The 13283-nt window shown below is 71.6% G+C and carries 11 protein-coding genes and 1 riboswitch; of the genes, 4 read left to right on the plus strand and 7 right to left on the minus strand.

What is annotated here, in order from left to right; all coding sequences use genetic code 11:
• Nucleotides 1–187: 187 nt before the first annotated feature.
• Nucleotides 188–523 (minus strand): hypothetical protein, encoded by a 336-nt coding sequence (locus tag ACH4XV_RS25695; RefSeq protein WP_395793645.1) that lies wholly within the window; start codon nucleotides 521–523, stop codon nucleotides 188–190.
• A 241-nt stretch (nucleotides 524–764) separates the two neighbouring features.
• Between ACH4XV_RS25695 and ACH4XV_RS25700 the strand changes: the two genes are divergently transcribed.
• On the plus strand, nucleotides 765–1430 hold the full coding sequence (locus ACH4XV_RS25700) for a Type 1 glutamine amidotransferase-like domain-containing protein (protein WP_395793647.1): 666 nt from the start codon (nucleotides 765–767) through the stop codon (nucleotides 1428–1430).
• 66 nt (nucleotides 1431–1496) lie between these two features.
• Here the strand turns inward: ACH4XV_RS25700 and ACH4XV_RS25705 are convergent, their stop codons facing one another.
• Nucleotides 1497–2471, minus strand: a complete 975-nt coding sequence (locus tag ACH4XV_RS25705) for a hypothetical protein (RefSeq protein ID WP_395793649.1) — start codon at nucleotides 2469–2471, stop codon at nucleotides 1497–1499.
• A gap of 207 nt (nucleotides 2472–2678) precedes the next feature.
• On the opposite strand from ACH4XV_RS25705, the gene ACH4XV_RS25710 reads away from it, so the two are divergent.
• On the plus strand, nucleotides 2679–4160 hold the full coding sequence (locus ACH4XV_RS25710) for a hypothetical protein (protein ID WP_395793651.1): 1482 nt from the start codon (nucleotides 2679–2681) through the stop codon (nucleotides 4158–4160).
• Nucleotides 4161–4570: 410 nt separating this feature from the next.
• A complete protein-coding gene (locus ACH4XV_RS25715; protein WP_395793653.1) occupies nucleotides 4571–5632 on the plus strand; it encodes a glycerophosphodiester phosphodiesterase family protein in 1062 nt (353 codons plus the stop codon).
• Nucleotides 5633–5794: 162 nt separating this feature from the next.
• Here the strand turns inward: ACH4XV_RS25715 and ACH4XV_RS25720 are convergent, their stop codons facing one another.
• From ACH4XV_RS25720 to ACH4XV_RS25740, 5 genes are all read right to left on the minus strand, one after another.
• Nucleotides 5795–7015 (minus strand): transglycosylase family protein, encoded by a 1221-nt coding sequence (locus ACH4XV_RS25720; protein WP_395793769.1) that lies wholly within the window; start codon nucleotides 7013–7015, stop codon nucleotides 5795–5797.
• 68 nt (nucleotides 7016–7083) lie between these two features.
• Nucleotides 7084–7321, minus strand: a riboswitch (cyclic di-AMP (ydaO/yuaA leader).
• 544 nt (nucleotides 7322–7865) lie between these two features.
• The gene (locus tag ACH4XV_RS25725; protein ID WP_395793771.1) at nucleotides 7866–8180 is read right to left on the minus strand and encodes a DUF1345 domain-containing protein; all 315 of its coding nucleotides are present in this window, start codon (nucleotides 8178–8180) and stop codon (nucleotides 7866–7868) included.
• 260 nt (nucleotides 8181–8440) lie between these two features.
• Nucleotides 8441–9583, minus strand: coding sequence for a (Fe-S)-binding protein (locus ACH4XV_RS25730; protein ID WP_395793655.1), 1143 nt, complete (start codon nucleotides 9581–9583; stop codon nucleotides 8441–8443).
• Nucleotides 9580–10965 (minus strand): FAD-binding oxidoreductase, encoded by a 1386-nt coding sequence (locus ACH4XV_RS25735; protein WP_395793657.1) that lies wholly within the window; start codon nucleotides 10963–10965, stop codon nucleotides 9580–9582. The genes ACH4XV_RS25730 and ACH4XV_RS25735 overlap by 4 nt, the downstream gene beginning before the upstream one ends.
• 276 nt (nucleotides 10966–11241) lie before the next feature.
• Nucleotides 11242–12009 carry an SDR family NAD(P)-dependent oxidoreductase gene (locus ACH4XV_RS25740; RefSeq protein WP_395793659.1) on the minus strand — a complete coding sequence of 256 codons (768 nt, stop codon included), beginning with the start codon at nucleotides 12007–12009 and terminating at the stop codon, nucleotides 11242–11244.
• A 117-nt stretch (nucleotides 12010–12126) separates the two neighbouring features.
• Here ACH4XV_RS25740 and ACH4XV_RS25745 point away from each other — a divergent pair, with 117 nt between their 5' ends.
• Complete coding sequence (locus ACH4XV_RS25745) at nucleotides 12127–12903, plus strand: IclR family transcriptional regulator (RefSeq protein ID WP_395793661.1); 777 nt, start codon at nucleotides 12127–12129, stop codon at nucleotides 12901–12903.
• Nucleotides 12904–13283 lie beyond the last annotated feature (380 nt).

The following is a 13283-nucleotide window of genomic DNA, read 5'->3' on the forward strand; positions in this document are numbered from 1 at the left end:
AACGGTATGTACGCGTTCGATTACCGTACGTGTCGCGGGGTGGGGGTGCGGCAGGTGGATGGGGCCTGCGGTGGGGGCGTGGGGCGGCGCCCGGCCGGAGCGTTCCGTGCGTTGCCGCCGGCCGGGTCGCGTACCGGACCCTGGCCCGAGGTGGACGGCCTCGGGGTGGATGGGGTCCGGCGGACGATCAGTCGTGCAGCTTGTGCAGCCAGAGGCCGACGCCCACGCCATTGCCGGTCAACACGCACACGTGGTTGTCGAACTTGCCGCGGTCGGCGTTCACCGCCGCGGTGCCCGCCTTGTTGCAGTTGTCGTAGGTCCAGTACCAGGTCTGGTATTCCCAGCAGGGTGTGTGGTTGCTGTTGTTCGAACAGTTCGGTGCCGGCTCGGTGTCGGCCGGGCGGCTCGGTGCCGCGGGGGCGTTGCGCTCGGCGGCGTGGGCCGTGGTCACCACGGCCCCGAACCCGCCGAGCGCGGCCGTTGTGGCGAGCACGGCGACCGCCATGCGCGCAGGCATCTTCATCGCTGGGTCCTCTTCCCTCGGTGCGGGCCGCACACCCCACGCGGCGGCGCCGCTGTCGTTCGCGGAGGGCGGGCAGGCCCTCCGGGGCCGGGCCTACCCAGGTGAACGCCCGGGACGACCTCGGAGCGGGAATGCCACTCCGATGGCGTAAGGGGCTCGTCGGGCGGTCGGGAACGCGGATTCGAGCGGGTGGGTGGGACGGAGGTGGGAGCCCCGGTTGGGCACGCGCTAGGGTCCGGCGATGCGCATGTATCTCTCGTCGTTTCGGCTCGGTGAACACCCGGACCGGCTGGTCGCGTTGCTGGGTGGGGTGGGTGGTGCCGGTGTGGCGGGCATGCCGATCGCGGTGATCGCCAACGCGATCGACGACCGGCCGGCCGAGGTGCGGGCCGCCTGTGTCGGCTCGGAGTTCGTGGTGCTGCGGGAGCTGGGGCTGCATCCGACCGAGGTCGATCTGCGGACGTTCTTCGACCGGCCGCCGGGCGAAGTCGCCGCCGTGTTGGCCGGGTTCCCGGCGGTCTGGGTGCGCGGCGGCAATGTGTTCCTGCTGCGCGACGCGCTGGCCCGCAGCGGTGCGGACGGTGTCCTGGTCGATCTGCTGCGGCGGGATGCGGTGGTCTACGGCGGGTACAGCGCGGGCGCCTGTGTGCTCGCGCCCGACCTGCGCGGCCTGGAGCGCTGCGACGACGCGGACGCGGTGACCGAGGTGTACGGCCGGCCGGTGCGGTGGGACGGGCTGGGGGTGTTGGACCACGCGGTCGTCCCGCATGTGGATTCCCCGGACCACCCCGAGTCGGCCCTGCTCGCCGGGGTCGTGGCCGATTACCGTGCCCGCGGTGTACCGCATCGCACGTTGCGGGACGGGCAGGTGCTGCTGGTGGACGGGGAGCGGGTGGCCGTGGTGTGAGGCGGGAGGCGGCGCCCGACCGACACGGCCTCCCGACTCGGGTGCGTGCCGCGACCCGTGCCCCGTCTACGCCTCGCCCGAGAGTGCCCCGTCGTACGCGCGCAGCACGTTCAGTGCGTCGATGGTGATCGCCGGGCGGGCCTCGGTGCGGACCGTGGGCGACCACTCCGCCCAGCGCAGCGGCCAACCGCCGTCCTCCTCCTGTGCGGCGGCCAGTGCGCGCAGGCCCCGGCGCAGTTCGGCGTCGGTGAACCACTCGCGCGCAAGGCTCTCCGGGTGCGGCGCGAAGTCGTGCGGCAGGTGGTACTCGCCGACGGCGTAGCCCGGGGCGAGCCGGGCCTGCTCCGGATGGGCCGGGTCGAGCAGCACCAGCCGCTGCTCGCGCACCAGTTCGCCCAATCGGCGTGCCTGCGTCCGGGCCCACCGCCGGTCCGGGACGCCGTCGAGGAAGGTCACCGCGGCCTCGACCTCGTACGGGTGGGTGGTCCGCAACTCCTCGATGGTGGTGCGGCAGAACTCGGTCGCGGCGGCCGGCCACGGGTGTTCGACGCCGGCGCGCAGCAGCGGGCCGACGATCCAGCCGGTCGGGATCAGCCCCGGGACCGGCGGGTCCGGCACGATCAGCCACGGTGGGTGCGGGTAGTCGCGCAGCCCGGGCAGGGCCGGCGGCACGCCGCCCGCGTCGCCGGCCACGCCCGCCAGCCAGTCGCACAGGCGGGCCGTGTCCGGGCCGTGCAGCGCGTCCGCCTCGGCCAGGATCGGCATCGTGGCGCGCAGCGTGGCCGGTTGCGGCTCGGGCCCGCGCACGTCGGGTTCCAGGCCGTACGCGTAGGCACCGTCGGGGGTGCGATATCCGGCCAGGGCGGCGAGCAGTCCGGCCCGATCGGCCTCGGCCCGAGCCGTGCGTTCGCCCTCGGCCCCCGGCGCGGCCGGCTTGCCTGTGCCGAACAGGTAGGCGAATCGGCGCTGTTCCAGTACGCGGCCCGAGGCCCACAGGAAACGTTCGGCTCGGTCGATCATGTCGTTCGTGATCCACTCCATGGTTCGACGCTAGGCGTGCGGAAGCGTCGGGTATTGAACGAATCGGACATCGGCGTGCCGTCGGCCCGCTGCGTGGCCGGGGTGTGTCGGGACGTGGGCCCGGTGATGACGGTTGGTGGAATTTGCCCGTGCGGGGGTTGGCCCGCGGCCCGTCCGCCGGCCACGGTGGGCAGGTCGGACTCACCCATCTCGTTCGGGGGATTGCTCGTGTTCGCTCGATCTCGTACCCATCGTCTGCGTCGATTCGTGCTGACCGGGGCGGTGCTCGCCGCCGCGGCGGGACTGGCCGGCCCGGCCTCGGCGGCGCGGGCGGCCGAGGCCGCCGGGTCCGCCGACTCGGCCGCGGCGACCACGGGAGCGCACGGCACCTTCTCGGTGCACCGCGACGGGCGCCCCGTGGTGGTCCCGTTCCGGGCCGGGCGCGACGGCGAGGCGCTGGTGACGCTGACCGTGGCGGCGCCGGGCGTGGACTGGGGCAGGGCGGGCGCGGAGTCGGCGGTGGTGCAGCTGTTCGTGGACGGCCGGCCCGCCGGTGACGTGGTGGTCTTCGGCGCCACGCCCACCGAGCGCGGCTTCGCGCTGGGCGCGCTGCGCAAGGGGCGGCACGAGCTGAGCATCCGCTTCGCGGCCGACCGGTCGTCGCCGGCCGGGTCGGTGGTGCACGTTTCCCGGCTGCGGACGCGCACGATCGCGACCGGGGACCGGGAGCACGCGGTCGCCGCGAACGCGCCGGTCCTGTACGGCCGGAACATCCCGGGCGCGCCGGGCGGCGCGACCGGCCCGTTCCAGAACGCGGTCACCGACACCCCGGTGCTGGCCTGGTACCAGGAGGCCCCGGCGGCGACCGCCGGGCACCGGGTGTTGACCTACACGATCGTGTGGAGCAACGAGGACGGCGGCACCTCGACGCCGGCGCTGATGGCCCGCTGGGGTCGGACCACCGACATCGAGTGGGCGTACCGGGTCGAGGTGGACCGGGGCGGTCGGGCGGTGCCGGGCACGGCGTTCTTCCAGTCGCCGAACCACGGCACGACGCCGTTCGCCGGGCGCTACGAGGACGGCCATCCGCTGTTGCAGACCTGCACGTTGAACAACAACCTGTGCGACGTGGTGGACGACCCGATGCGGTTCGCGCCGGCGGCGGTGGAGCGGTTGGCGGACCCGACTCGGACCGCGCGCGAGGAGATGGTGGACCGGCATCCGTGGGTGTATCCGGTGATGGTCCAAGAGATGCGGCGCGAGGGCCGGGTGGTGGCCGACCCGCCGGCCGACACGACCACGCTGATCGCCGATCCGACGGACTACCTGTACGCGGTGATCCGCAAGACCACGTCGGAGCCGCCGGCGGGCGCGGCCGGGTGGAACGGGGTCGCGCTGGGTGTGCGGGTCAAGGGGGACCCGACGCTGTACCGCTCGGACCGCGGGCGGGTGGACTGGTCGTTGCAGCGCGACGATCCGGCGGCGACGACGGTACGGCTGCCGCACGGGACGCGGGCGTCGGACATCGTCGAGGTGGTGGCGATCCGTACCGTCGCGGGCGTCGACCCGGGCAGCACGATCACGGTGAACGGGATCAACCGGGCGTTCCTGCTCGGTCGGGACGACCGGCCCGGGCGGGCGGTGCCGGTCCACCCGAAGGCGGTGACGCTGACCGCGGCGGCGCCGGAGGCGGTGTTGTACCGCCGGTGACCCCGATCCCGATCCCGGGGCGGATCGGCCGGCGGCGCCGTATGCCGTATCGCCGGGTCCCGGGAACACCGGGTTCCGGCCGGGCTTGATGAGGTGTTCTCAAGCCGCGGCCGGACGCCGGTGCCGCGCTCCGCGACGGACGCGGCACCGGGAACCTCCGGGCGCCGGACGGGATTCGATCCCGTCCGGCGCTCGGCGCGTGCCTGTCGTGGGTGCGTTCTGCTCGGCGGGTCGGGTGCGAAGTGGTGTTTGAGGGTGCGCCGTTGCGGTTCCGGTGGCGCCATTCGCCGCTTCTTCGCTTCTTCTTCGTCTGGGCGCCACGAGTCGCCTCCCCGCGCATCATGTGGTGCGGGACAGGGTGTGGGCGTCGACGATCGAGTGTCGTCGAACGGAGCGAGAAGGAGACGTCCATGTCCGGATGGAAGACCGTCACGGCTGCGATCCTGGCCGGGGCGGCGGTCGTTGCCGCGCCGGGAGTGGCCGCCGCGGCGGACCGCCACGGAAATCACCACAGGACCTTCGACCTACAGGCGCACCGCGGCGGTCTGGGCCTGACCGTGGAGAGCACCATCGCGTCCTTCGCCAAGGGCCTGGACCTGGGGGTCTCCACCCTCGAACTGGACGTCCAGATCACCGAGGACGGCCGGGCCGTGGTCACCCACGACCGCAAGGTCGACGGCCGCAAGTGTGCCGACACCGGGCCCGTGCGGGCCGGCGATCCGGAGTTCCCCTACGTCGGGAAGTACGTCAACACGCTCACCCTCGACCAGGTCCGTACCCTCGACTGCGGGTCACGGCAGTTCCCGGGCTTCCCCGGCCAGACCACCTCGCCCGGTGCCCGAATGCCGCTGCTCACCGAGGTGTTCGACCTGGTCAACCGGCGGCACGCACGCGGCGTGAAGCTCAACGTGGAGACCAAGGTCGAGGCGGGCGCGCCGAACGAGACGGCGCCGCGCGAGCAGTTCGTGCAGACGGTGGCGCGCGAGGTGCGCCGGGCCGGGCTGTTGCGCCAGGTCACCATCCAAAGCTTCGACTGGGGCTCGCTGATGAGGATGCGTCAGGTCGAACCCCGGCTGCCGCTGGTCGCGTTGACCAACTACGACTTCCTCCAGGTCGGCAAGCCCGGCGCCTCGCCCTGGCTGGGCGGCCTGGACATCGACGACTTCGGCGGCGACCCGCTGCGGGCGATCGAGTCGTTCGGCGCGACCTCGTTCTCCCCGGTGCACGGCTTCCCGCAGGACGGCAAGGTGGGCGATCCGAACTACCGCCCCTACGTGACGCGGGCGATGGTCGACGAGGCACACCGACTGGGCATCAAGGTGGTGCCGTGGACGATCGACGACCCGGCCACCATGGCGAAGCTGATGGACGACGGCGTGGACGGGCTGATCACCGATTATCCGGACCGGTTGCGGGAGTTGATGGCGGCGCGGGGGCTGCCGCTGCCGAAGCGCTACCCCGCGCGGGGCTGACGCCGGGGAAGCGCCGCTCGCTCGGTGCCCGGCGGATACGGCCACTCCGGCGAACAGTGCCCACACGGCCGGCATCGTCCGCGCGGCGGGCATGGAACAGGGCCGGGCCCGTCGACGCGTGGTCGACGGGCCCGGCCCTGGAACTTCCCGGTTGTGCTCGGATCAGAGGTTGACGCCGTGCGCGCGCAGGTAGGTGACGGGGTTGATGCCGCTGCCGTAGTTCGGGGTGGTGCGGATCTCGAAGTGCAGGTGCGGGCCGGTCACGTTGCCGGTCGCGCCCGAGAGGCCGATCTGCTGACCGGTGCTCACCGTCTGGCCGGCGCGGACGCCGATGCTGGACAGGTGGGCGTACTGCGAGTACTTGCCGTCCGCGTGCTTGATGACGACCTCGTTGCCGTAGGCACCACCGTTGCCGGCGCTGACCACGGTGCCCGAGGTGATGGCCTTGACCGAGGTGCCGGTGCCGACCACGAAGTCCTGGCCGGTGTGGCTGCCGCTGGACCACATGGAGCCACCGGTGCCGAACGCGGTGCCCAGCGCGCCGTTCACCGGAGCGACGTAGCCGGAGGAGTTGACGGCGGTGCTGCCGGCCTTGGCCGAGGAGTCCTTGGCCACGACGGGGGCCTTCTCCTTGGTCACGGGCTTCGGCGCGACCTTGACCGACACGGAGGGCTTGGCCTCGGTCTTGGTCTCGACCTGGGCCTCGGTCTTGGTCTCGACCTTGGCCTCGGTCTTCGTGGCGGCCGCGGCCTTGCCGGCGAGCGAGAGCTTCTGGCCGACCAGGATCAGGTTCGGGTTGCCGCCGATGACGGACTTGTTGTCGGCGTACAGCTTGTGCCAGCCGCCCTCGACGTCCTTGGCCGCGGCGATCTTGGACAGGGTGTCGCCCTTGACCACGGAGTAGGTGGTGGTCGTGGCCGTGGTCTCGGCGGCCGGGACGACCTCGATCTTCGGGGCCTTCGGGGCCGGCGCGGACTCGACCGGCTTCTCGGCGACCTTCGGGGCGACCTTGACGGTGGCCTTGGTCGAGCCCGACTTGGCGTTGGGGGAGACGGCCGGAGCGGCGCCGCCACGGGTCAGGCCCGCGGGGCCCGAGGTGTTCGGCCACGCGCCGGGGCCCTGTACGGCGAGGACCTTCTCCGCGATGGCGATCTGCTGGTCCTTGGTGGCCAGGTCCGCACGCGGGGCGTACTGCTGACCGCCGAACTCGTTCCAGGTGCTCTGCGTGAACTGCAGGCCACCGTAGAAACCGTTGCCGGTGTTGATGTGCCAGTTGCCCGAGCTCTCGCCCATGGCGACCTTGTCCCAGACGGAGACCGGGGCGGCGGTGGCGGAGGTGGCGAAGCCGGTGATCAGCGGGGCGGCGACGATGGCGCCGGCCATGCCGAGGGTGAGCGCGAGGCGCGCGTTCTTGGGCTTGCGGGCAGGGGTGATGAACGACTGCACGAAGATTTTTCCTTCTCCCACGCCTACGAAGTGAGCTGTCGGATTCGGGCTGGAGAGTCTCGCCCGGCCGGCGTCGACTCCTCGGGTATCGAGGAGGCGGGCACGGCTTCACCCCAAGCCGTCGTTATCGAACGTCCGCGACATGCGCACGCCCGGGACGGCATTCCACTTGGTTCCCCCGCTCCTGCCTTTCGGGTTTCGTACCGTGGCCTCTCCGGCGGCAGGATTCGGCGAACCGGGAGACACATTCCGCCGAACACCGGACCGGTGCGGCGAAGCACCAAGCTACGCATACACCCGACTCGGATCCAAACATCATGTTTCGCCGAAACCGAAGATTCGGGTCGGAAGGGTGGAATTCCGGGACCGAAAGTCCCGAAGCGTCCACGCATTGTGCCCGGGACCTTCAGCGGCGAGTAAGGACGAAATCGCGGGGAGTGAGAATCGCGGAAACTCGGTTTACGGTGCGTGCGAGTTCCTGACAATCGGTGCGCGGGATGTGACGTGCGCCACGGGATTTGCCGGAAACGACGGTCTCGGGATGGTGGAAAACGGGTCGAAACGGGGGGCGACCTGCCCATTCGTGGGATGCGGCGAGGGTGAGGGCGCGCGCGTCGCGGAACCGGCGTTCGATGGGATGGCCCCTTCGGGCCGGGTGGCGCGATGGAGGCTTTCGGCCTGACTCGCACCGATTCGGGTGATTTGCCCTGTATGGACTGCCGGTGATCGAACCTCGGCTCGGGTACACCCCCTCATCGCGGGGTGGCATGTCGTCGCGGGCCGCGCCTCACGGGCTGACGAGCCCCTGAAGCACCTGGAACGCGACGGCGACCACCAGGGCGTTGTAGAAGTAGGCGCTGACGGTGTGGACGAGCACGATCCGCCGCATCCGCACACCGACGACTTCGACATCGCTGGTCGCGAACGACGTGGCGAGCGTGAAGGAGAAGTACGCGAAACTCAGGAACGACGGCGTCGTGCCCTCGGGGAACCGAAGGTCGCCGTGCCCGCCGGTGACGTCGATGACGAGGTAGATCTGCGCGAAGCCGACCTGCATCAGCGCCCACGACAGGATCACCCCGAGCGAAGCGGCGACCGTCAGTCCGAGATCACGATGACCGCCGACGAGTCGGCCGAAGCAGCCGGTGTCAGCGAAACACGGCGCGTCTCGGCGAGGTTGTGGGCCCGTGGTCCCGGCGCCTTCACTCCGAGCCGCTTGTCACTTCGCCGGAGCCTCGGGAGGGCACGGCCGAGCCGGATAGGTGTGGGTGTCTCGGGTCGGGTACGGCGTATGCGGCTCCCCCCGTGTGGAGTCGCATACGCCGAACTCGGCCCGAGACACCGGTGTCGGGCCCGTGATGGTCAGGGCGTCCGGGCGCCGCCGTTGGGTGCGGTGAGGAATTCGGCGAGGTGTACCGCGCGTACGCGCGACTTGCGGCGTCGCAGGCCGGTGCGGAGTTGGCGCAGGCAGCCGGGGTTGACCGCGACCACGACGTCGGCGCCACTGGCCTCGATCGCGTCCAGCTTGCGGTCGAGGATGCGGCGGGATTCGATCGGGCGCAGGAGGGAGTAGGTGCCGGCCGCGCCGCAGCAGTCGCCGGCCCCCGGGGTTTCCACGAAGTCGGCCACCGCGGACAGGACTTCGCGCGGTTCGCGCCATACGCCGAGGCCGTTGCGCAGGTGGCAGGAGTCCTGGAGGGTGACCCTGACCCGGCGGCCGGCCACTCGGCGCTCGGGCAGTGCCGAGGCGTCGACCACCTCGGACAGTTCGGCGACCCGGTCGCGGCCGATGACGTCGGCGAGGTGCGCGGCGCATCCGCCGGAGGTGGTGACGATCCGGCCGGGGAGGCGTTCGCCGAGGCGGCGGGCGAGGGCGCGGCCCTTGGTGGATTCGCCGTTGTGCGCGTGCAGTGCTCCGCAGCAGCCCTGGTTGTCCGGCACCTTCAGGCCGGGCAGGAGGGTGCGGGCCGCGCGGGAGACCCTGGGGAACATGGCGCGTTCGAAGCAGCCGAGCATGAGGGAGGCACCGGTGCCGGCGGGTGGTGCGGAGGGTGCGGGTTGTGTGGGTGGCTTCGGTGTCCGGGGTGTGGTCGGACGGGTTGTCTTGTCGGGGCTGCTGCGCCCGGCCGGCAGGACGAAGCGGCCCCAGCCCATCGCGCGGACCACCGGTGGCAGGCTCGCCACGATCGTCAACAGCCGGGCCGGCGGTGGTCGGTGTTTGCCCCGCCACTGGTGGTCGCGCCACTGTTCCAACAAGGAGCCGTACGGCACGCCCGCCCGGCAGACCGGTTCGCAGGCGCGGCAGCCCAGGCACGCGGAGGACTGTTCCAGCAGCGTCGGGTCGTCGGCGTCCAGGCGGCCGGTCTCCAGCGCGCGCATCAGGTTGATCCGGCCGCGCGGCGAGGATGCCTCGTCGCCGGTGGCGGCGTAGGTCGGACACGCGGGCAGGCAGAAGCCGCAGGAGATGCAGCGGGAGAGTTCCTCGGGGTCGAACACACCGGTCATGAGCCGAGCTTTCCGGGATTGAGGATGCGGGCGGGATCGAACGCGGTTTTGATCCGGCTCAGCAATTGCAGCTGGTCGTCGCCGAGTTGGGCGCGCAGGTGGGGCAACTTGGCGGCGCCTACCCCGTGTTCGCCCGTGATCGTGCCGCCGAGTTCGATGGCGGTGCGGAAGATGTCGTCGAAGGCGGCGTGCGCGCGCTCGATCGATTCGGTGTCGTTCGGGTCGGCCACCACGCAGGTGGGGTGGAGGTTGCCGTCGCCGGCGTGGCCGAAGGTGGCGATGGTGACGGTGTGCGTGGCCGCGATGGCGTCGATCCGGTCGACCATCTCGGCGATCCTGGGGCGCGGCACGGTGGCGTCCTCGAGGATGGTCAGCGCGCCGAGTCGGGACAGCGCGGGCAGCGAACACCGGCGAGCGGTCAGCAGTGCCTCGGCGCCGGCCACGTCCTCGGCGAGGGTCCATTGCGTGGCGCCGGCCGCGTCGCACAACTCGGCCATGCGGTTCAGGTCGCGGCGGACCGCGTCGGACGTACCGTCGTCGCCGAACAGGAGCAGCGCCCCGGCGTCCCGGCGCAGGCCGAGTTCGGCGAAGTCCTCGACCGCGTTGATGCAGCTCCGGTCCAGGAATTCCAGGGTGGCCGGGACGATGCCGGCGGAGAGGATGTCGGCGACCGCGCGGCCGGCCTGGGTCAGGTCGGGGAAGTAGGCGATCCCGGTGCCCGTGTCGGCGGGGGCGGGCAGCAGGGCCATGGTGATCTCGGTGATCACGGCGAGGGTGCCCTCGGAGCCGGTGAGCAGGCGGGTCAGGTCGTAGCCGGCCACGTCCTTCCAGAGCCGGCCGCCGGTGCGGATCACCTCGCCGGTGGGCAGTACCGCTTCCAGGCCGAGTACGTAGTTGCGGGTGACGCCGTACTTGAGGCCGCGCAGTCCGCCGGCGCACGTGGCCACGTTGCCGCCGACGGTGGAGACCGTGCGGCTGCCGGGGTCGGGTGGGAAGAGCAGGCCGTGTGCGGTCGCGGCGTCGGCCAGGGCGGCGGTGGTCACGCCGGGTTCGACCACGGCGAGCAGTTCGTCGGGGCTGATCTCGCGGATGCGGTTCATGCGTGTGGTGACCAGGACGATGCCGCCGTTCAGGGCCACGGTGGCCGCGCACAGGTTGGAGCCGGCGCCCCGGGGGACGACCGGGACGCGGTGCTCGGTCGCCAGGCGCAGTACGGCGGCGACCTCGGCGGTGTCGGCCGGGAAGACCACGGCGTCCGGGAGGCGGTCGAACAGGGGGGTGGCGTCGCGGGCGTACGGCACGAGGTCGCCGGTGGTGTGGCGGACGTGTTCGGCGCCGACGATCGCGCTCAGGCGGTCGATCAGGTCCGTGGACAGGGGCATGTTCCGTGGATCTCCCTCGGGCGGATGGCCGTCGCGATGGGGCGGGCTCGCCGGCGGCGGTTGCATCGGCGGCGTGAGTCCGGCACGTCGGCCTGCGGCCCGCTCGTCCTCGAACGCCGGACGGGCTGAGACGTGCTGCGGACCTGGCTGAGATGGCGGCGGACCGGATTGGGGCTGGGGGCCGGGCTTGGGTGAACTGCGTTTCGGGCTGGGGCGGTTGCGATTCCGACACGGCCGGGTTGCGGGCCGTGTGGAGGTGGGTGGGGGCCTGGTCGGCTACATGACTGCCAATTGGCCGCCGTCTATGACCAGTTCGGTGCCGTGGATGAAGGCGGCGTCCTCCGAGGCCAGGAACGCGTAGGCGGCAGCCACGTCTTCGGGGCGGCCGGCGCGCGAGAGGGGGATTCGGGTGGTGATGTACGTGGATTCGAAGTCGGGGTCTGTCATTGCGCCTGCGATCGAGGCGTTGAGTGGTGTACGGATGTATCCGGGGCACAGGGTGTTCACCCGGATTCCGTACCGGCCCAGCTCCACCGCCATCGTCTTGCCGAGCAGGAGGACACCTCCCTTGGAGGCGTTGTAGTGCGCGTAGTCCTCCTCGCCCGCGATCCCGTTCGTGGACGACATGTTGACGATCACCCCGCCGCCGCCGCGTTCGACCATGTGCCGGCCGACTGCCTGGCCGACCAGGAACATGCCGCGCAGGTTGACCGCGAGCATGCGGTCGAAGTGCTCGGGGGTGATTTCCAGGAAGGGTTCGCGCCAGGCGATGCCGGCGTTGTTCGCGAGTACGTCGATGCCGCCGAGTTCGCGGACGGCGGCCTCGACGAGCGCGATCGCGTCCGGCTCGTGGCTGACGTCGACGGCGAAGCCGGTGACCTCGCCGAGGGGGCGCAGTTCCGCGACGGCCTCGTCCACCTCGGCCGGATCCAGGCCGCCCACCAGGACGCGGCACCCTTCCTCGAGGAAGCGCCGGGCGGCCGCGAGGCCGATGCCGCTGCTGCCGCCGCTGACGAGTACCCGCTTGCCGATGAGCCCGCGCATCGCTTCTCCTCCGTGACCGGTCGACGAGCCGGGACGTTATCAGCGATGCGCGGTACGGTCTATCATTCCATCAGACGGAATGCCATCCCATTTATGCTTCGTTCCCTAGGGGGGCCCTTGACCGGCAACAGCGATTCGCCCGTGATCAGCGTGGATCGAGCACTGCGGATCCTGATGCGTATGGGCGAAATGCCCCGAGGCATCGCCCTGGAGGAGCTTGCGAGTGATCTGGACATCCCGAAGAGCACCCTCCATCGGCTGCTCGGGGCGCTCAAGCACCGCGGATTCGCCGCCCAGCCCGAGGTGAACGGCCCCTACTTCATCGGGAGCCAGCTGCTCGCCACCGCGTTCCGCTTCCACGACGACATCGACCTGCGCTCGATGGTGCATCCGCTGCTCGCCGACCTGCGCCGGGTAACCGACGAAACGGTGCACGTGGCCATCCTGGACGCGGGCGAGGTGGTCTATCTGGACAAGGTCGAGGCGTCCGGAGCGATCAAGCTCTCGTCCGTGATCGGCGGGCGAAATCCCGCGCACAGTACGGGAGTCGGCAAGGCGCTGCTGGCCTGGACGTATCCCACCGACGAGGCGTTGCGGGCCTGGGCGACGCCTCGGCTGCCACTGCGGCCGGCGACCCGCCACACGCTCACCTCGGTGCCGAAGCTGGCCGCCGAGCTGGACGAGGTGCGGCGTCGTGGCTGGGCCACGGACCTGGAGGAGAACGAGTTGGGGCTGCGGTGTGTGGCGGTGCCGCTGTTCCTGGGACGGTCGGCGCCGGCGGCCGCGATCAGCGTGACCGGCCTGAAGTCGCGGATGACATCGGCGCGAATGACGGAACTGGCCGAGGCACTTCGCTCACGCGTCGCCGAATGGGCAGGCGCCGCAACAACCTAGCCCGCGACCCGAGATGGCCCCGCCCCGCGCCCACCCCCCCAGCCGGCCTGCAATCGGCCCCGGCCCCGGGCGCGCCTGCGCCGACGCGCGGGCGCCGCGACGCGTCCTCAAACGCCGGACGGGCTGGGATTGGCCGGGTCCGGGGTCCCGGGCGCGCCTGCGTATGCGCGGATGCAGGGTGTCCTCAAACGCCGGACGGGCTGGAGTTGCCGGGGTTCCGGGTATAGCGGCGGATGTGCGGGTGCGGCGTGTCCTCAAGCACCGGAACGGGCTGGAGTTGCCCGGGTTGCGGATGTGCCTGGATGCGCGGGCGCGAGGCGTCCTCGAGCGCCGGACGGCTGGGGTTGCCGGGCGCCGGGTGTGGCGGCGGATGTGCGGGT

The organism is Embleya sp. NPDC020630 (assembly GCF_044334985.1).
Taxonomy (GTDB): domain Bacteria; phylum Actinomycetota; class Actinomycetes; order Streptomycetales; family Streptomycetaceae; genus Embleya.